Genomic DNA, 19,698 nt, shown 5'->3' with positions numbered 1-19,698 from the left:
AGATGCCGTCACCCGGACTTCCACGTTCTTCGTGCGGCGGGTCAAGGCGTGGATGGCCGGGACGAGCCCGGCCATGACGATGCCGAGGCAGTCGGCCCTAAAGCGCAATGAGATTTGGATGAATCGTCATCGCGCTTTAGCTTGTTGTTTACGCATGATCTTTCCGGAAAACCGCTTCGCACTTTTCCGGATCATGCTTTAGATCTTATTGCTCTCCGCCGCGATCCCCAGCCGCCGCACGATCTCCGTTCCCACAGCGCGGGCCTCGACCCGGGAGCCGATCCGCGGGCTGCGAAACCGCCGTCCTGAGCGCAGGCGGATCGTCACGATGCAATGTTCGTCCTCGGACCGCCCGCGGCGCTCCACGGTGATCGTCTTCACGTCATGCCCCTCGATATGGTCTGCGCGCGGCGTGCCGTCGCCCCACAGGCGTTCGACGCGGATGTCGCCCTCGCGGATGATCCAGAACGCGCCAGTGACGAGGTTGGCGTAGCGATGCACGGCGAACGCCGCAATCACGCCGAGCGGCAGCAGCAGGATATCGACATGGGTGGGCGGCCATCCGCGCCAGAGCTTGTAGGCGTAGGGCACGGCGGACAACGCGACGGCGACCAGCGACACGATCCTGATGTCGCGTGCGGAAAACGCCTCCAGCGGCTCGCCGAGATGCATCTCGGGATTGCTGGCATCGAGCGGATTGACGGGCTCCTCGACATTGGGAACCTCGAACTGCGCGGCGATCCGGGCGACGGTGTCGCGAACATGGGTGACGTCGGCGATCGGCGGAGACGTCAGGCGTTCTCCGGAGGCCAGCGTGAAGACGAGTTGAAAGCGGGCCTTCACTCTCTTGCTGCCGGGGACCTGCAACCCCGTGATGTCGTCTTTGGCCACGATGCGCGTGCGCAGCTTTCCGAACGGACTTTGCCGCCCGATCAGGATCTCGTTCGGCGTGATGATCCACACCACGGCCGGCGCCAGCATGATGCCGACGACGAATCCCGCGCCGACCAGGAGCGCGACCACCGAGATGAAGATCTCCAGAATGTCCTGGGTGAACAGGCCCGGCGTGAAGCAGAGTGCGACGGCGACCGCAAAGCCGGACATGACCAGCCGCTGCGCGATCGAAGAGCCTTCACGAAGGCGAATGTCGCTATGGCTGGGCGTGTCGTCCATTGCTGGCGGCTGATTGCGTCGCTTGCGAAACTCCACGGACGGGTCCGTGGAGTCAAGCAACAAGGGCGACAACTGAAACCCGCCGCGCGCTGGCCGTGCGGCGTCAGCTATTGACGTTCAGCAGCCGTGCCACGGTGCGGTCGATCTGCTCATAGCTGCCTTCGCCGGCGTGCTGGAACACGATCTTGCCGCCCTGGTCGATGATGTATTGTGCCGGCCAGTATTGGTTGCGATAGGCGTTCCAGGTCCTGGAATCGTTGTCCTGCGCCACCGGATAGGTGATGCCGTGGCGCTTCAGCGCGGCCTGCACGTTGGCGGCCGAGCGCTCGAACGGGAATTCCGGCGTGTGCACGCCGACCACGACGAGGCCCTTGTCCTTGTACTTGGCATAGAGGTCGGTGACGTGCGGCAGCGTGTTGACGCAGTTGACGCAGCCATAGGTCCAGAAGTCGACCAGGACGACCTTGCCGCGGAGATCGGCGATGCTGAGCGGCTTCGAGTTGAACCAGTTGCTGATGCCGGTGAAGTCGGGCGCGGTCTGTTGGCTCGCGGCAGCGGTGACCATGGGTGTGGCACGCGCAGCCTCGTCGCAGATGCCGGGGATGACGGCGCCGGTGACGGTGATGCCGATCAATGCGGCGCCTACGGCGAGCAGTTTGACAGTCATGGACGAGTCCTCCGGTGAAAATGAGGGTGATCACAAGCCGATCTGGCCGGTGGGATAGAAGCCGGTGAGCCACGCCACGATCAGCGTGTCGTACTGGAAATAGGCCGCAACGGCGAAGCCGATCACGACGATTCCGAAGCCCTGTTGCAGCTGTGGCGAGATCCGCGCGAGGCTGCGCACGCGCGTCGTCGCGGCCTGTCCGCCATAGGCGATTGCCAGCATCGGGATCGCCGCGCCGATGGCGTAGGCAACCAGCAGCGTGCCGGCCCAGGCAACATCCTTCGACGTCGCCACCAGCGTCAGGATCGAGCCGAGCACCGGCCCGGCGCAGGGTGTCCAGACCAGACCCAGCGTGGTGCCGAGCACGAGCCCGCCGAACGCGCCCTCGCGCTGCGCGCCGCTCGAACTGCCGAGAGCGAGCCAGCCATTGAGCCGGATCGACAGCCATTCGAACGGCGCGGGCCACAGCATCAACAGGCCGAAGCCGAGCAGCAGGATGGATCCGGCTTCGCGCAGCACGTTCGGATCGAAATCGAACAGGTGCGTGATCGCGCCGAGCAGCAGTGCGACTGCGGAGAAGGAAATGACGAAGCCGAGCGCGATCATCGCCGGTCGCAGATGTCCCGCGCGCCCGATCGAGGCGCCGAGCAGGATCGGCAGCACCGGCAATGTGCAGGGCGCGGCGATGGTGAGGATGCCGGCGAGGACAGCGAAGATCAGTGCGAGCATGAGGCACTCGTGGATGAGGTCACGAGGGCAGTTCGTCCGTCGCGCGTCGATCGTTACGCCGCGTCACGGCTTCGTGACGGGGGCGGAATTTGCCGAGGCCGTCATGTCCGGCCTATCCCGGGCATCCAAGTTCTTTGTCGCGCAGGAAGGCGTGGATGGCCGGGTCAAGCCCGGCCATGACGATGCGGACGCGTCCGGGCGCCCCAAAATACAAAACGACCCGGACGGGGCATCGTCCGGGTCGTTGGAGGTCTTGGGAGGTTTAACGAAACCGTATGCGAGCTTTATAGGGGGAAAGTTTTTCCGCCTGATGTTGTCGTTTGTTTCAATTGTTTCGTCGGCGGTAACGTTTCCGTGTCCCGGTAGAACCCAAACTATGGTCCTATCCCGTTGAAATATCTGAACTTCAGGCCGCGAAGCGATCGACGCCGGCGCCCTTGAGCAAGTCGGCCAGTTGCTTGCGGGCGTAGAACATCCGCGTCTTCACCGTGCTCTGGGGGATGCCGATGATCTGGCCGACCTCCTCCACCGACTTCTCGTGGTAGTAGACGAGATTGATGATCTCCCGATGCGCGGGCGACAGCTTCTGCACGCAGGCGCGCAGGATGGCGCTGGTGTCGCTGCGATCGAGCGAGGTCTCGGGCGTATCGTGATCGTCGGGAATCTGGCGCACGTCTTCCTGGTCGATGTCCTCGAAGCGGCGCTGGCGCATCGCGGTCAGCGCCTTGAAGCGGGCGATCGAGAGCAGCCAGGTCGACACCTGCGAGCGGCCCTGGAATTGGCCGGCGGTCCGCCACACGTCCAAAAACACCTGGCTAACCAGGTCTTCCGCCGTGGTGGCGTCGCGCACGATGCGCAGGATGAAGCGGTACACCCGCACATTATGCCGGCAATAAAGCATGTGCATGGCGGTACGGTTGCCGTCGGCGATGCTTTCGAGGAGCATGTCGTCCGAAGTCGCCTGAGCGGCAATGATGCTCTGGCTGGCCTGGGCGTTGATGGCGATGACGTTCCGCATGGACTTGGCTCCCCGTACCGCCGCAACCGAGCGGCGTTTCCTTCGGTGAAAGTGTTAATGAGCCAACGTTTCGGGACGTCTGCACGAAAAGCGGAAAATGGTTTCGTGCGCCGCCAATTTGTTTCGTCGCAAATGGGTCGACGAAACATTCGGGGCAAAAAGTCGTGGAATTTCAATATACGGGAAATACGGGGCGGGGGTTTTGATGCGAGCGCAGGCGCCGGGAACGTATTTCGGAGGATTGCGTTTGGTGGCGCGGCACCCATGCCGTGCTCGCGGAGGGGAAGCGCCGGTCCAGGGCGTTTGATCGGGTCAAAGCGGCACCGTGCGGGCGGTGGGTCTGCTGCCTGAAATGCCTGATGGAGCGTGGCGCCGATGCCATTTGCTCCGTCATTGCGAGCGCAGCGAAGCAAATCCAGAGCCTTTCCGCGGACGGACTCTGGATTGCTTTGCTGCGCTCGCAATGACGATCTGGAGGCGGCGGTGCCGCCCTACGCCTTCTCGCCCTGGGGAGAGAACAGATAGCCGCCGCCGCGGATGGTGCGAATCACGGCCGGTTTTGCCGGATCTGGCTCGATCTTGCGGCGGATTCGCATGATGCGCAGATCCACCGCGCGGTCGAAGGCTTCGGCGTCGCGCGCATTGGCGAGCTCCAACAGGCGCTCGCGCGACAGCACGCGCTTCGGATTGGCCGCGAACACCTTGAGCAGCCCGAATTCGGACGCCGTCAGCGGATGCTCGTTGCCCTCGTCGTCGCGCAAGGCCTGCGCTTCGAGATCGAGCCATTTGGTGCCGAAGCGAACCAGCTGGTCCTTGTCCGACTTCGCCGCCGACGCGTCGGGCGCTGCTGCCTTGGCCGGCCCGCTCCGCCGCAGCACCGAACGGATGCGCGCCATCAGCTCGCGCAGCTCGCACGGCTTTGCCACGTAATCGTCGGCGCCGAGTTCGAGCCCGACGACGCGGTCGATCGGGCTCGCGGTCGCCGTCAGCATGATGACAGGCACGTTGTTGCGGCTCTTGAGGTCGCGAATGATCGAGAGCCCGTCTTCCTCGGGCATGTTGAGATCGAGCACGACGAGATCGGGCATGCTGCCCTGGATCGCAGCACGCAAGCTCTTGCCGCCGTCGCACAGCGTCACGGTGAAGCCGTGCATCTTGAGGTAATCGCCGACCATCTCCCGGGCCGGGGCCTCGTCGTCGACGATCATGATGTGCTGGCTTTGGGTCATGTCACTAAAATCTTGGCGCTCAAATCATGGCATTTCTGTCGCGGGCAGCGTGATGGTGAATGTCGAGCCCTGGCCGGGGCCGTCGCTGTCTGCGGTCACCTCGCCGCCATGCATGTCGATGATACGCTTTACAATCGACAACCCAAGCCCTGTCGAGCTCTCGCCGCCGGTCGGTTTTGCAGAGAGCCGCTGGAACCGGCCGAACAGGCGGCCAAGATCTTCCGGCGACAGGCCGGCACCCTCGTCGCTGACGCGGACGATGGTGTCGCTGCCCTCGTGAGTGACGGCCACGTCGATCTTGCCGCCGATCGGCGAGTATTTGATGGCGTTGCTGATGAGATTGTCGATCGCCTCGCGGATGCGGTCGGTGTCGCACATGGTGACGATGTTGGGCGGCGCAGTGACGCTGATCGCCTGCTGCTTGTTGAACGCCAGCGGCTGGTTGGCCTCGGCGACCTCCTTGACCAGCGCCGCGACGTCGACCGGCTCGCGGCGGATGGTGATGTCGAAGGCATCGGCCATCGCATCCGAGATCAGGTGATCGACCATCGTGGTCAGCCGCTTGGTGGCGTCGCGGATGTGGTCGACCTGGGCGACCACGCCGCCCATCGATGCGCCGGTCGAGATCAGCTCCTTCAGCATCTCGGTGCGGCCGAGGATGACGCCGAGCGGGTTCTTCAGGTCGTGCGCGACGGTGCCCAGAATCTCGTTCTTGAAGCCGTTGGCGCGTTGCAGCCGCAGCCATTGCGCCGAGAGGCGGCGGTTGGCCTGCATCAGCGCGCGGGTGCGCTGGGCGACGCGGTCTTCGAGCTGGGTGTTGGCGTCCTGGAGCTGCTGGTAGAGGATCACGTTGTCGAAGGCAATCGAGAGCCGGCTGGAGAAGATCTCGACCAGCGAGCGGTCTGTCTCGGACAATTCGCGCTCGGCCTGCAGCAGCACCACGACCTCGCGGCCGGATCCGGTGCGCAGATAGATCACGCTGCGGTGGTCGGCGAATTCGTTCTTGCGGCGCTGGAACGCGGCCTCCACCATCTCGCGCAGTTCGGGGTCGAGCGCCTTCGAGGATGTGGTGCCGATGAAGCGGCTGTAGCAGCCGCTGCCGGCGAGCACCGAGAGCTCCGGATCGGCGCCGCCATTGTCGCGCAGGACCAGGATGCCGGCGCAGTCGACGTTGAGCAGCGAAGCGAGCTGGGTCAGCACGCCCTCGGCGAGCCGCTGCATCGACTTGAAGTCGTACAGCGTCGAGGCGGCGTCGATGATGATCTCCAGGCCGCGCCGCGTCTGCACCATGCGCTCGAGCTGCTGATAGGAGCGTAGCGCCGCGGTCAGTGAGGTGAACAGCTTGTCGGCGGTGAGCTCGGTCTTGGCCTTGTAGTCGTTGATGTCGTACTGCACGATGACGCGCCGCTCCGGCGCCTGGCCGGGCTGGCCGGTGCGCAGGATGATGCGCACGGTTTCGTTCCGGATCTCGTTGCGGATGAACTCGACCAGCTCGAGGCCGGCGACGTCGGTCTCCATGATGACGTCGAGCAGCACGGCGGCGATGTCGCTGTGCTCGGCCATCAGCTTGCGGCCTTCCGCCGCGGAATAGGCCGACAGGATCTCCAGGCTCTGGCCGTTGAGGCTGTAATCCGAGAGAGCAAAACGCGTGCCGTCATGCACGGCCGGATCGTCGTCGATGACGGCGATCTTCCATTTTCGGGCGTTGCTGTCCTCCGACGCGGTACCGGTGTCGTCGATCAGGTGGAGGACATCGTCCTGTTCGGCCATTGAGAAGTCCCGTCACTTTCTGTGCTTTGCGCGCCGCCCTTGGCGATGCGGGGCATGATAATGCGAAAAGTCGTGCCTTGTCCCAGCTTGGATTCCAGCATCATGCGGCCGCCGAGCTGCTGGGTCACGAGGTTATAGACGATGTGCAGGCCAAGTCCCGTGCCGCCTTCATTGCGCCGGGTGGTAAAGAAAGGGTCAAAGGCCTGGCGCTGCACGTCGGGGGTCATGCCGGCCCCGTCGTCGGCGAAGCTGATCTCGATGTCCTCGGTCCCGCGCGGCCGCGCCGAGATCGCGATCGTACCGGCGCGTCCATCGGCGAAGGCGTGGTTGGCGGCGTTGAGGAACAGGTTGGTCAGGATCTGGCCGTAGGAGCCGGGATAGCCGTCGAGCAGCAGCCCCTCGGGCACGTCGACCTCCAGCGTGATCGGTGAGCGCTTCAGCACCGGGCGCAGGCTGGCGATGATCTGATCGGTGGCTTCGCTCAAGCTGAATTGCCGGCGCTCGGCATGGGAACGGTCGACGGCAACCTGCTTGAACGACTGGATCAGCTCGCCGGCACGCTGCAGGTTGGCGACGAGCTGCTGCGAGGCATCGCGCGAGGACTGCACGAACTCTTCGAGCTGAGAGCGGCGCAGGCCGCCCTCGCCCTTGAGCTGGGCTTCGAAAATCTCGGTGCGGCGGGCAAAGCTCGACGCCACGGTCAGGCTGATGCCGATCGGGTTGTTGACCTCGTGGGCAACGCCGGCGACGAGTCCGCCGAGCGCGGCGAGCCGCTCTGCATCGATCAAATTCTGCTGTGCGGTATTGAGCTCGAGCAGCGCACTCTCGGCCTTCTCCTTCGAGGCGCGCAGCTCGTCCTCGGTCTGGCGCTTGGCGATCGCGTTCTCGCGGAACACCTCCACCGCGCGTGCCATGGCACCGACCTCGTCCCGTGCATTGGTGCCCTGCACCTCGCGGCCGAGGTCGCCGAGCGTGATCGCGCGCATCGCCGTCATGATCTGCTGCAGCGGCAGGCGGATCGACAAGGCAATCAGAACGCCGGCGGTGAGGATGATGCCGAGGAAGATGATCGCGATCGACAGCACCCGGCGGGAAATGTCGGCCAGCGTGCGGTCGAAGGTCTCCTGCGCCTTCTGCTCGCGCCGGCGCATCTTGCTCGAGAGGTCGTCGATGGCGCCGATCGCCTCGGCCTGGCTGGCGTCGATGGTGTTGCGCAGGAGCTCGGTGCGGCTCGCAAGCTGCTCGGAGAGCTTTGCGAAGCCCTCGCGCAGGGACGCGGTGCGCGCCGCGAGCTTTTGCAGCGCCATGCGCTGGAGGTCGTTGTCGGCGAGATCGATCATGACGGGGATGGTCTTCTCGATCGTCTCGGTGTTGCGGCGCGCGTCGTCGGCGGCGCCCGATGACTGCGACAGATAATAGGAATTGGCCGCCACCAGCATCGCGGTGAAGGCCTCGCGGGACTTGCCGAGCGAGGGCCAGATCAGCGCGTCGCGATGGCCGGTGGCGCCTTCGATGATGGAGTAGAGGCCCGCCATGTCCCTGGCCGGGCCCTGCACCTGCTCCTCATAGGTTTTCGCGATGGTCGCCTGCACGCTGCGCAGCTCGCCGAAGCCGTTGAGGAAGCGGTCGGTGGTGCGCTCGAGCTCCTCGACCGAGCCCGACAGCATCGGGTCCTTGGCGGCGCGGCCCGTCAGCGTGCCCAGCACCGCCTCGCGCAACAGCAGGATCTCGGCGAACAGATCCGGGCTCGGCTGGTTGATGTAGCGGTGGATCAGGTTCTGCAGCCGCCCGGTCTCGCTTTCGAGCAGCGCCAGGATGCGATCGGATTCGCGCACCTGGCGCACGTCGTCCCAGGCCGAGCCGAGCACCTGCGCGCCGTTCCAGATCATCGCGACCAGCACCACCACGACGGCGGAGTTCAGCGCCGCGATCGACAGGATGCGCCAGCGGATCGGCACCGCCCGCAGCACGCCGACGAGGCGCGCGCGCAGCTGCCCGATCGGGCCGGGCGGCCTGTCCGCGTGTTCCTGATGTCCAAGCGCAGCCAACAGGCCTCACTCCACCTTGCGAATGCGTTCGATCAGCGCGGCCGCCGCCGGATCGCGCGCGGCCTTGGCATAGATCGGAGCCATCGCCTCCTCGAATGGCTTGCGGTCGATATCCCTGATGATGGTCACCCCGGCGCCCTGTGCCTTGCGCTGCGACTGCTCCTCGAGGTCGCGCCACTTCTCGCGCATGAACCGGCTGGAGCGCTGCGCGGCCTCCTTGAAGATGGTCTGCTCCTCCGTCGAAAGGCTCTTCCAGGCCTTCAGCGAGATCACCAGCACCTCGGGGCTCATCGTGTGCTCGGTGAGCGTGTAGTAGCCGGCATGCCTGTAATGATCCGTCGTCACGAAGGATGGCCAGTTGTTCTCGGCGCCGTCGATCAGATGGTTGGCAAGCCCGGTGAGCACCTGCCCGTAGGGCATCTCGACCGGTTCGGCGCCAAGCGAGCGGATCATCTGGCTCATCAACTCCGACTGCTGCACCCGGATCCGCAGGCCCCGCAGGTCGGTGATGCCCCGGACCGGGCGGACGCCGTTGTAGATCGACCGCGCACCCGAATCGTAGAATGCGAGCCCGACGAAGCCGTAGGGCTCGAAGCTGCCGAGGATCTCGTTGCCAATAGGCCCGTCCAGCACCTCCCGCATGTGCTCGATGGACCGGAACAGGAACGGCATGGCGAGCACGTTCATCGCCGGGACGAAATTGCCGATCAGCGCCACGTTGGTCCGGTTGAGGTCGATCGCGCCGGCCCGGGTCTGCTCGATGGTCTCCTTTTCCTCGCCGAGCTGACGGGAGTGGAACACCTTGATCTCGTGCCGGCCCTTGGTGCGCTCGGCGATCAGCGCGCCCATGTAGCGCAGCGCCTGGACGGTCGGGTAGTCCTCGGCCTGGGTATCGGCGGCGCGAAATTCGCGCGCAACGGCGTCCGTCGCCCAGGCGACGAGCAGAAGCGCGACGAAGATCACCCCGGTCCGCGAGAGTTCGGCACGGCTCAGCACTGGCACACTCAACCCCTCAGAGATGGAGTCTATGGCGGAAGGAAAAGGTTCAATACAATCTAGCAGATGGTCAAGGGAAGGCCATCCCGCCGGGGGGCCACGGCTCGATTGTGCGGCGCGGTCGGCGCTCATTCCCGGTTGAAACCGCAGAGGCCGCGCCTTAAGCAGGGCAGCCGCCTTTCGTCGTGCGACACGGGAAAAGCCATCGTGACGTCAGCATCGCGCCTTTTGAAGGTCCTCGCCGCCGTCGCGGCTCTCTCGCTGGCCGCCCCGGTGCGCGCCGCCACCGACATCGCGTTGTGGCACGCCATGTCCGGCGAGCTCGGCCGGCAACTGGACAAGCTCGCCGCCGACTTCAACGCCTCGCAGTCCGATTACCGCATCGTGCCTGCTTACAAGGGCAACTACACCGAGACGGTGACGGCCGCGATCTTCGCCTTCCGCTCGCGCAGCCAGCCTGCGATCGTCCAGGTCAACGAGGTCGCCACCGCGACCATGACTGCGGCCAAGGGCGCGGTCTATCCCGTGTTCCGCCTGATGCGGGACCAGGGCGAGCCGTTCTCGCTGGGTGATTACCTGCCCGCGGTCTCCGGCTATTACACCGATGCGGGCGGCAATCTGTTGTCCTTCCCGTTCAATTCCTCGACGCCGATCCTCTATTACAACAAGTCCATGTTCCGCGACGCCGGCCTCGATCCGGAGGCGCCGCCGAAGACCTGGCCGGAATTGGGAGCGGCCGCGAAGCGCCTGCGCGATCGCGGTGCGCCTTGCGGCTTCACCACGTCCTGGCCATCGTGGATTCACGTCGAGAATTTCTCCGCCTTCCACAATCTGCCCGTGGCGACGCGGGCGAACGGCTTTGCCGGGCTGGACGCGGAATTGACCATCAACAATCCGCCTCTCGTGCATCACATCGCGGCGCTCGCCGAGTGGCAGAAGACGAAGCTGTTCGACTATAGCGGGCGCGGACAGGCGGCCGAGCCGCGTTTCCAGAACGGCGAATGCGGCATCTTCATCGGCTCCTCGGCGACGCGCGCCGACATCAAGGCGAACTCGAAATTCGAGATCGGCTACGGCATGATGCCGTATTGGCCTGATGTGAAGGGCGCGCCGCAGAACTCGATCATCGGTGGCGCCACGCTGTGGGTGCTGCGCGATCGTCCGCGCGAGGAATACAAGGGCGTGGCGCGATTCTTCGCTTATCTGTCGCAACCCGGCGTGCAGGCCGCCTGGCACCAGAACACCGGCTATCTACCTGTGACCCGCGCTGCCTTCGAGCTGACTCGCGCTCAAGGATTCTACGAGCGCAATCCGGGCTCGGCGATCTCGTTCGAGCAGATCACGCTCAATCCGCCGACGGAGAACTCCAAGGGCACCCGGCTCGGCTCCTTCGTCCTGATCCGCGGCGCGATCGAGGACGAACTCGAGCAGGCCTTCGCCGGCCACAAGAGCGCCCAAGCCGCGCTGGATTCCGCCGTCGAGCGCGGCAATAAGCTCTTGCGCCAGTTCGAGCGCGCGAGTCCGGAACGGTAGCTATGACCTGAGAAGCGAAGCTTGGCATTGGCGCAGGATCTTTCCATCGCGTCATGGCCGGGCTTGTCCCCGCCATCTCAAACGCATCAAGCTCGCAATGTCGATGACTCTCCCTCACTTCGCCGACGCGGAAAGCTTTCGCGCCTTTCGTTCCCCTTCTTCACGATGGCTGCCAATCGCGCTCGACATCGCGCGCAGCCACGAGCTCGATGCCGGCTCGCCGCATGCGTTCGCGACCGGCACCAATCTCGTGGTCGGGCTCGCTGACAAGCTGATCCTGAAAATCTTTCCGCCGCTGCTCCGTGCGCAATTCCTCTCCGAGCGCGTCTCGCTGACGCAGCTCGCCGGCCGGCTGTCCCTGCCGATCCCTGAGATCGTCGCCGAAGGGACGCGCGACGGCTGGCCGTACCTCATCATCACGCGCCTTGCCGGCACGCTCGGCTCGGAGGTGTGGCCTTCACTGCCGGAAGATCAGAAGGAACGCCTGCTGCGCCAGATCGGCGAGACCATCGCCGCCGTGCAGCGTGCCCCGCTTGGGGAGCTCGCGCATATCGAGCCGCGCTGGGACGCGTTCATGCGCACCCAGATGCAGGGCTGCCGCGCGCGGCACACCCGTCTCGGCCTCGCACCAAAATTCCTCGCCGGCCTCGACGACCTCCTGCGCGATGCCGCAAAGCTCATTCCGATGGATGCACCGCCGGTGATCCTGATCGGCGAATACATCCCGGAGAATTTCCTGCTCGCCTGCAATGACGGTCAATGGTCGCTCAAAGGCCTGTTCGATTTCGGCGACGTGCTCGCAGGATGGCGCGACTACGACTTGCTCGGCCCCAGCGCCTTCATGGCGGCGGGCCGTCCGGGCCGGGTGAAGAGCCTGCTCGAAGGCTTCGGCTACGCGAAGCTGGATTTCGAGTTGAAGCGCCGCCTGATGGCCCTGATGCTGCTGCACCGCGCCAGCGACCTGAACGCGCACATCTGTATCGCGGGCTGGCAGGACAAAGCCAACGACCTGGCCGAGCTTCAGGACCTGATCTGGCCGGGGTGAGCGCTCCGTCATTGTGAGCGCAGCGAAGCAAATCCAGATCGTCTCCTCGGAAAGATTCTGGATTTGCTTCGTCCCAAGGGCTCCTCGCAATGGCGAGTTTGGGTGCGCGAGCCCGGATCCAGTCGAGGCTGCGGCCCGCGGCATGAAATGTGTGCGGAGGTGGCGACAAATCGGGCCCTTGACTTCGTCTGCTTATTTTATGGTCAAAATCATTTCTTTGTATGCAAAGAGTGGGGCTCCTCAAAACTGCCCAGTGGGCCGAATTCGGACAATCCCATTACAGATCAAACGTTTAGGTGCGATGTAAGCTTCCGTTAAGCTCTGGCACGAACCTTGCGAATCCGGTTCCAACCAAAAACGTTGCGTTGGAGCGATTTCATGAAGCGCCGCGATTTCCTCAAGTCCGTTTCCGGATTGGCCGCTGGCGCGGCGCTTCCGGCCGTGCCGTCAGTGATCTCCTCCGCCTATGCCGATGCCCGCTCGGAGACGCTGCTGATCGTCTCGGAAGGCGGCCCCAACAATCTCGACATCCACGGCGTCGGCACCAACGTGCCCGGCTATGAGGTGTCCTGGAATTGCTACGACCGCCTGATCAGCCACGAGATGAAGAGCGGCCCAGGCGGCGTGCCCTATTACGACCGCGACAAGTTCAAGGGCGAACTGGCCGAAGAGTTCAGGATCGACGACATGTCGGTCACCTTCAAGCTGCGCAACAACGCCAAATTCCACGACGGCACGCCCGTCACCGCCAAGGACGTGAAGTGGTCGCTCGACCGCGCCGTCAGCGTCGGCGGCTTCCCGACCTTCCAGATGAGCGCGGGCTCTCTCACGAAGCCGGAGCAGTTCGTCGTCATCGACGACCATACCGTACGCGTCGACTTCCTGAAGAAGGACAAGCTCACCATTCCCGACCTCGCCGTCATCGTGCCCTGCATCGTCAACTCCGAGCTGGTGAAGAAGAATGCCAGCGAGAAGGATCCCTGGGGTCTGGAATTCACCAAGCAGCAGACCGCGGGCTCCGGCGCCTACAAGGTCACGAAATGGACCGCCGGCACCGAAGTGATCATGGAGCGCAACGACGACTGGGTGTGCGGTCCGCTGCCGAAGATCAAGCGCGTGATCTGGCGCATGGTGCCGCAGGCCGGCAACCGCCGTGCGCTCTTGGAGCGCGGCGACGCCGACATTTCCTACGAACTGCCGAACAAGGATTTTCAGGAGATGAAGGCGAACGGCAAGCTCAACGTCGTCTCGCTGCCGTTCTCCAACGGCATCCAGTATATCGGCATGAACGTCACCAAGCCGCCGTTCGATAATCCAAAAGTCCGCCAGGCGGTCGCCTACGCGCTGCCCTATCAGAAGATCATGGACGCGGTGATGTTTGGCCTCGCCAACCCGATGTTCGGTGCGCCCAAGGACAAGCCCACCGAGGTCGCCTGGCCGCAGCCGCACAAGTACAACACCGACATGGACAAGGCGAAGGCGCTGCTGGCCGAGGCCGGCTACGCCAACGGCTTCGAGACCACGATCTCGTTCGACCTGAATTTTGCGGGCGTCAACGAGCCGCTCTGCGTGCTGGTGCAGGAGAGCCTTGCGCAGATCGGCATCAAGGCCACCATCAACAAGGTGCCCGGTGCCAACTGGCGCACCGAGCTCAACAAGAAGGAGATGCCGCTCTTCACCAACGTGTTCTCGGGCTGGCTCGATTATCCCGAGTACTTCTTCTACTGGTGCTATCACGGCAACAATTCCGTCTTCAACACCATGAGCTACAAGTCGGCGGAGATGGACAAGTTCATCGACGGCGCACGCACCGCCGCCGCCACCGGCGACAAGGCGGCCTATGATGCCGACGTGAAGGGCTTCATCGATCTCGCCTACACCGACGTTCCGCGCATCCCGCTGTACCAACCCTTCGTCAACGTCGCCATGCAGAAGAACGTCAGTGGTTACCAGTATTGGTTCCACCGGAGACTGGATTATCGCGCGCTGGCGAAGGGGTGAGAGGACATGCTCGCGCGCAACATGGCCGCGATGCTAGCCGTATTTCGGAGTGAGGCGGAGCGCGCCGCACGATCTCATTTCCTCGCTGGGAGGTCGTCATGCTGACCATGATCGGCAAGCGCCTGATGTTCGCGATTCCCTCCTTGATCGGCGTCGTCATCGTCACCTTCCTGCTGACGCGTGCGCTGCCCGGTGATCCCGCCGCCTATTTCGCCGGTCCCGCCGCGACCAAGGAAGCGGTCGAGCAGATCCGCAAGAAGCTAGGCCTCGACAAGCCGCTGATCGAGCAGTTCTTCCGCTATACCAACGACCTCGCCCATGGCGATTTCGGCAACTCGCTGACCACGGGCCAGCCGGTCGCCACCGAGATCCGCAACCGCCTGCCGGCCTCCGCCGAGCTGACGCTGCTCGGCCTCATCGTCTCCATTGCGATAGCCATCCCGCTCGGCGTGCTGGCGGCGACACGACCGGGATCATGGATTGACCATCTCTGTCGTGTCACGACGACGGCCGGCGTGTCGCTGCCGGTGTTCTTCACCGGCCTCGTGCTGGTCTATGTCTTCTATTTCCGGCTCGGCTGGTCGCCGGCGCCGCTCGGCCGCCTCGACGTGTTCTACAGCGCGCCGCCGACGGTGACGGGCTTCTATCTGATCGACACTTTGCTGGCCCGCGATGTCGAGGCGTTCCGCTCGGCGCTGAGCCAGCTCATCCTGCCGGCGACGACGCTCGCGATCTTCTCGCTGGCGCCGATCGCGCGCATGACCCGCGCCTCGATGCTGGCGGTGCTCGCATCCGAATTCGTCCGCACGGCGCGCGCGAGCGGCCTGTCGCCGGCAACCGTCATCGTCACCTACGCCTTCCGCAACGCCATGCTCCCGGTGATCACTACGCTCAGCATGGTGTTCTCGTTCCTGCTCGGCGCCAACGTGCTGGTGGAGAAGGTGTTCGCCTGGCCCGGCATCGGCTCCTACGCCGTGGAAGCGCTGATCTCGTCGGACTTCGCGCCGGTACAGGGTTTCGTGCTGACCATGGCGGTCATGTACGTGCTGCTCAATCTCGTCATCGACATCCTGTACGGCGTGATCGATCCGCGCGTGCGGCTGGAGGGCTAAACCATGAGCTCCGTTGCGCCTGCTGTTGAACCCGTGGGTCCCGCACGAACGTCGGGGTTTGCCGCCGTCCTCGAACAAACCCGCTACGTCCTGGGCGAGAACAAGGTCACCGGCTTCGCCTTCGCGCTACTGATCCTGATCCTCACCGCCGCGATCTTCGGTCCCTATGTCGTGCCGTACGATCCGCTCGCGTCCGATACTGCTGCGGCGCTGAAGCCGCCATCGGCCGCGCACTGGTTCGGCACCGACCAATTGGGCCGCGATATTTTCAGCCGAGTCATCGTGGCGACACGGCTCGACACGTTCATCGCGATCGCCTCCGTCGCGCTGGTGTTCCTGATGGGCGGCCTTGCCGGCATCGCGGCCGGCTATTTCGGCGGCTGGACCGATCGCATCGTCGGCCGCATCGCCGACACCATCATGGCCTTCCCGCTGTTCGTGCTCGCCATGGGCATCGTCGCCGCGCTCGGCAACACCGTGCAGAACATCATCCTGGCGACCGCGATCGTCAACTTCCCGCTCTATGCCCGCGTCGCGCGCGCCGAAGCCAATGTCCGCCGCAACGCCGGCTTCGTGCAGGCCGCGCGTCTCTCCGGCAACGGCGAGCTCCGCATCCTGCTGGTGCATATTCTGCCGAACATCATGCCGATCATGATCGTGCAGATGTCGCTGACCATGGGCTACGCCATCCTCAATGCCGCTGGCCTCTCCTTCATCGGCCTCGGCGTCCGCCCGCCGACCGCCGAATGGGGCATCATGGTCGCCGAAGGCGCCGGCTTCATGGTCTCAGGCGAATGGTGGATCGCGCTCTTCCCCGGCCTTGCCCTGATGATCGCCGTGTTCTGCTTCAACCTTCTCGGCGACGGCCTGCGCGACATCGTCGACCCCCAGCGGAGGACGTGATGGTTGCTCCACGTCCAAAATCCTCATTAAAATTCCCTAACGATTTCAATGGAGTGTCTACTGTGCATGGGGTTGTTTTCGACCTTTTGAGTGTCGCGAGCCGCCCATGACCGCCCAGCCCCTGCTCGACGTCCGGGACCTCACGGTCGAATTCACCACCCGCCGCGGCATCGTCAAGGCGGTGCAGCACGTCAACATCTCCGTCGCCAAGGGCGAGACGCTGGCCATCGTCGGCGAGTCCGGCTCCGGCAAGTCGGTGACCTCCTACGCTGTGATGCGCATCCTCGATCGCGCCGGCAAGATCGCCGAGGGCTCGGTGATGTTCTCCGGCATCGACGTCAAGGCCGCGACCGAGAACCAGATGCGCGATTTGCGCGGCCGCGAAGTCTCGATGATCTTCCAGAACCCCCGCGCGGCACTGAACCCGATCCGCAAAGTCGGCGACCAGATCGAGGACGTCTTGCGCACTCATGTGCAGCAGGCCCAGGTTGCCGATCACGGCGAGAAGGCCATCGAGGCGCTGGAGCAAGTCAAGATCGCCCGCCCGCGCGAGCGCTACCATGCCTATCCGTTCGAACTGTCGGGAGGCATGTGCCAGCGCGTCGTCATCGCCCTCGCGCTCGCCTGCAACCCGCAGCTGCTGATCGCGGACGAGCCGACGACGGGGCTCGATGTCACCACCCAGAAGGCGGTGATGGACCTGATCGTCGAGCTGACCAAACGCCGCGCGATGTCGACCATCCTGATCACCCACGATCTCGGCCTCGCCGCCGCCTATTGCGACCGCGTCGTGGTGATGGAGAAGGGCCGCGTCGTCGAGACCGCCAAGGCCGCCGACATCTTTGCGAACCCGCAGCACCCCTATACAAAAAGGTTGATGCGCGCGACGCCGCGGCTCGGGGTGTCCTTGCGGGATCTGCTGCCGGAAGAGGAGGGCACGGCCGTCGTGGCCGGGCTTGACCCGGCCATCCATCACACGTCGCAAGATTCATCTCAGTCGATGGACCCCCGGGTCAGCCCCGGGAGCGACGAGACAAAGCCGCTCCTCGTCATCGAAAAGCTCGTCAAGGAGTATCCCCGCCAGGGCGCGACCGCCGTGCTCGGAAAGCTGTTCGGCCGCAAGCCGCCGGTGGAGCCGGAGGTATTCCGCGCCGTCGACGGCATCAGCTTCGCGATCGGGCATGGCGAAAGCGTCGGCCTCGTCGGCGAATCCGGCTGCGGCAAATCGACCACGTCGATGATGGTGATGCGCCTCCTGGACCAGACCTCCGGCCTGATCCAGTTCGACGGCGAGGACATCTCCGCCATCGCGCCATCAGCCTTCGCCCGGCTGCCGCAGCGCAGCCGGATCCAGATGGTGTTCCAGGATCCCACCGACAGCCTCAACCCGCGATTCACCGCCGCGCGCGCCATCGCCGATCCGATCATGCAGCTCGGCGACATCAAGGGCCGCGACGCGCTGCGTGCCCGCTGCGAGGAGCTCGCCACCATGGTCGGCCTGCCGCACAATCTGCTCGATCGGTTTCCGCACCAATTGTCCGGCGGCCAGAAGGCCCGCGTCGGCATCGCCCGCGCCATTGCCCTGCATCCGAAGCTCGTCATCCTGGACGAGCCGACGGCGGCGCTGGACGTCTCGGTGCAGGCCGTGGTGCTCAATCTGCTGCAGGACCTCAAGGCGCGGCTAGGTATGAGCTATCTGTTCGTCTCTCATGATTTGAATGTGGTGCGCTTGTTGTGCGATCGTGTCATTGTCATGCGGACGGGACGGATCGTCGAGGAGGGCTCTTCCGAGCAGGTGCTCAGCGATCCCAAGGACGACTACACCAAGGAGCTGCTGACGGCGATCCCGCATCCGCCGTTGCCGGCGCACTGAGAGACTGTTTGGGAGCGTGATGGCCGAACCCCTGGACGACTATATCGACGCCGTATCGAAAGCGCTGGCGCTGCCGGTCGAGGAGGCCTTCAGACCCGCGGTGCGCGCCAATCTCGAAGTCTCGCTGCGGCTTGCCCGCCTCGTCGATGAATTCACGCTGCCGGACGAGACCGAGCCGGCGCCGATCTTCACCGCCTGATGCCGCCATGACCGCCAAGCCAGAGATGAATGCTGCCGACATCGCGAAAGCGGTGGCCGGCGGCCAATTGTCCGCGCTCGCCGCCACCGAAGCCGCGCTCGCGCGCATCAAGCAGCACGACGGCATTCTCAATTCCTTCACCGACGTCACCGCCGAACGTGCCCGTGCGAAAGCGCGCGCGATCGACGCGGACATCGCCTCGGCCAAGCAAGTCGGCCCGCTCGCCGGCGTGCCCTTCGCGGTGAAGAACCTGTTCGACGTAGCCGGTCTGCCAACGCGCGCCGGCTCGAAGATCAACCGCGACCTCGCGCCGGCTAAGCGCGACGCCACGCTGATCGAACGAATGGAGGCGGCCGGCGCTGTCCTGGTCGGCGCGCTCAACATGGGCGAATACGCCTACGACTTCACCGGCGAGAACATCCACGACGGCCCCTCGCGCAATCCGCATGACACCACACGGATGAGCGGCGGCTCGTCGGGCGGCTCGGGCAGCGCCGTCGGCGGCGCGCTGGTGCCGATCGCGCTCGGCTCCGACACCAATGGCTCGATCCGCGTGCCCTCGTCCTTCTGCGGCATCTTCGGCCTGAAACCGACCTATGGCCGGCTGTCGCGGGCACGCTCGTTTCCGTTCGTGGCGAGCCTCGATCATCTCGGCCCGTTCGCGCGCTGTGTCGCCGACCTCGCGCTCGCCTATGACGTGATGCAGGGGCCGGACGCCGACGACGGCGCCTGCACCACGCGCGGCGTCGAGCCGGTCACGGCGCTGCTCGGCCAGCCCATTTCGGGCCTGCGCGTCGCTATCGCCGGCGGACATTTCCAGAAGAACGTGTTTCCGGAAGCCGTCGAAGCCGTCAGCCGTGTCGCCAAGGCGCTTGGCGCAACGCAAGTGGTCGATATCCCCGAAGCTTCCCGCGCCCGTGCCGCCGCCTATGTCATCACCACCACCGAAGGCGCTTCGCTGCATCTCGATCGGCTGCGCCAGCGCCCGAACGATTTCGATCCGGCCGTGCGCGACCGGCTGATCGCGGGCGCCATGGTGCCGGCAGCGCTGGTCGACCGCGCGCAAAAATTCCGCCGCTGGTATCGCGCGCAGCTCGCCGAGATCTTTGCGTCGGTCGACGTGCTGATTGCGCCCGCAACGCCCTGCACCCCGCCGAAACTCGGACAGGTGAACTTCAATCTCGACGGCGTCGAGTTGCCGGTGCGCGCCAATATCGGCATCCACACCCAGCCGATCTCCTTCATCGGCCTGCCCGTGGTGGCCGTGCCGGTGCCGCTCGAGCCGCTGCCGATCGGCGTGCAGATCATCGCCGCCCCCTGGCGCGAGGACATCGCGCTGCGCGTCGCGCACGCATTGGAAAAGATGGGCGTCGTCGCTGCGCCCGCGCCAAGGGGACTTTGA

At 64.8% G+C, this 19,698-nt stretch carries 16 protein-coding genes; 8 read left to right on the top strand and 8 right to left on the bottom strand.

Annotated elements, in window-relative coordinates:
- Window positions 1-198: 198 nt before the first annotated feature.
- The 8 genes from BRAD3257_RS38280 to BRAD3257_RS38240 all read right to left on the bottom strand — a co-directional run bounded on the left by BRAD3257_RS38280 (window position 199) and on the right by BRAD3257_RS38240 (window position 9,636).
- On the bottom strand, window positions 199-1,173 hold the full coding sequence (locus BRAD3257_RS38280; RefSeq protein WP_162500506.1) for a hypothetical protein: 975 nt from the start codon (window positions 1,171-1,173) through the stop codon (window positions 199-201).
- Window positions 1,174-1,276: 103 nt separating this feature from the next.
- Window positions 1,277-1,840 carry a thioredoxin family protein gene (locus tag BRAD3257_RS38275; RefSeq protein ID WP_122406138.1) on the bottom strand — a complete coding sequence of 188 codons (564 nt, stop codon included), beginning with the start codon at window positions 1,838-1,840 and terminating at the stop codon, window positions 1,277-1,279.
- Between the two features lie 30 nt (window positions 1,841-1,870).
- On the bottom strand, window positions 1,871-2,569 hold the full coding sequence (locus BRAD3257_RS38270) for a cytochrome c biogenesis CcdA family protein (RefSeq protein ID WP_122406137.1): 699 nt from the start codon (window positions 2,567-2,569) through the stop codon (window positions 1,871-1,873).
- Between the two features lie 406 nt (window positions 2,570-2,975).
- Window positions 2,976-3,587, bottom strand: a complete 612-nt coding sequence (locus tag BRAD3257_RS38260; protein WP_122406135.1) for a sigma-70 family RNA polymerase sigma factor — start codon at window positions 3,585-3,587, stop codon at window positions 2,976-2,978.
- 491 nt (window positions 3,588-4,078) lie between these two features.
- Window positions 4,079-4,816 (bottom strand): response regulator, encoded by a 738-nt coding sequence (locus BRAD3257_RS38255; protein WP_122406134.1) that lies wholly within the window; start codon window positions 4,814-4,816, stop codon window positions 4,079-4,081.
- 24 nt (window positions 4,817-4,840) lie between these two features.
- A complete protein-coding gene (locus tag BRAD3257_RS38250; RefSeq protein ID WP_122406133.1) occupies window positions 4,841-6,586 on the bottom strand; it encodes an ATP-binding response regulator in 1,746 nt (581 codons plus the stop codon).
- The gene (locus tag BRAD3257_RS38245) at window positions 6,556-8,634 is read right to left on the bottom strand and encodes a sensor histidine kinase (protein WP_244607841.1); all 2,079 of its coding nucleotides are present in this window, start codon (window positions 8,632-8,634) and stop codon (window positions 6,556-6,558) included. The genes BRAD3257_RS38250 and BRAD3257_RS38245 overlap by 31 nt, the downstream gene beginning before the upstream one ends.
- A 6-nt stretch (window positions 8,635-8,640) precedes the next feature.
- On the bottom strand, window positions 8,641-9,636 hold the full coding sequence (locus tag BRAD3257_RS38240; protein ID WP_122406132.1) for a TRAP transporter substrate-binding protein: 996 nt from the start codon (window positions 9,634-9,636) through the stop codon (window positions 8,641-8,643).
- Window positions 9,637-9,837: 201 nt separating this feature from the next.
- Between BRAD3257_RS38240 and ugpB the strand changes: the two genes are divergently transcribed.
- The 8 genes from ugpB to BRAD3257_RS38200 all read left to right on the top strand — a co-directional run bounded on the left by ugpB (window position 9,838) and on the right by BRAD3257_RS38200 (window position 19,698).
- A complete protein-coding gene (ugpB, locus tag BRAD3257_RS38235; RefSeq protein WP_162500505.1) occupies window positions 9,838-11,163 on the top strand; it encodes a sn-glycerol-3-phosphate ABC transporter substrate-binding protein UgpB in 1,326 nt (441 codons plus the stop codon).
- Between the two features lie 97 nt (window positions 11,164-11,260).
- Entirely contained in the window at window positions 11,261-12,208 is a 948-nt protein-coding gene (locus BRAD3257_RS38230; RefSeq protein WP_122406131.1) for an aminoglycoside phosphotransferase family protein, read from the top strand.
- A 378-nt stretch (window positions 12,209-12,586) separates the two neighbouring features.
- Window positions 12,587-14,209 carry an ABC transporter substrate-binding protein gene (locus BRAD3257_RS38225; RefSeq protein WP_122406130.1) on the top strand — a complete coding sequence of 541 codons (1,623 nt, stop codon included), beginning with the start codon at window positions 12,587-12,589 and terminating at the stop codon, window positions 14,207-14,209.
- A gap of 98 nt (window positions 14,210-14,307) precedes the next feature.
- The gene (locus BRAD3257_RS38220; RefSeq protein ID WP_122406129.1) at window positions 14,308-15,321 is read left to right on the top strand and encodes an ABC transporter permease; all 1,014 of its coding nucleotides are present in this window, start codon (window positions 14,308-14,310) and stop codon (window positions 15,319-15,321) included.
- Window positions 15,322-15,324: 3 nt separating this feature from the next.
- A complete protein-coding gene (locus BRAD3257_RS38215) occupies window positions 15,325-16,224 on the top strand; it encodes an ABC transporter permease (protein WP_122406128.1) in 900 nt (299 codons plus the stop codon).
- A gap of 106 nt (window positions 16,225-16,330) precedes the next feature.
- Window positions 16,331-18,097, top strand: a complete 1,767-nt coding sequence (locus tag BRAD3257_RS38210) for a dipeptide ABC transporter ATP-binding protein (protein WP_122406127.1) — start codon at window positions 16,331-16,333, stop codon at window positions 18,095-18,097.
- A gap of 19 nt (window positions 18,098-18,116) precedes the next feature.
- The gene (locus tag BRAD3257_RS38205; protein WP_162500504.1) at window positions 18,117-18,296 is read left to right on the top strand and encodes a DUF4089 domain-containing protein; all 180 of its coding nucleotides are present in this window, start codon (window positions 18,117-18,119) and stop codon (window positions 18,294-18,296) included.
- Between the two features lie 7 nt (window positions 18,297-18,303).
- Complete coding sequence (locus BRAD3257_RS38200) at window positions 18,304-19,698, top strand: AtzE family amidohydrolase (protein WP_174221616.1); 1,395 nt, start codon at window positions 18,304-18,306, stop codon at window positions 19,696-19,698.

The organism is Bradyrhizobium vignae, from assembly GCF_900324035.1.
Classification (GTDB): Bacteria; Pseudomonadota; Alphaproteobacteria; order Rhizobiales; family Xanthobacteraceae; genus Bradyrhizobium; species Bradyrhizobium vignae.
Note: the sequence above shows the minus strand (reverse complement) of the source record. Positions and strands in the feature narration are given on the sequence as shown.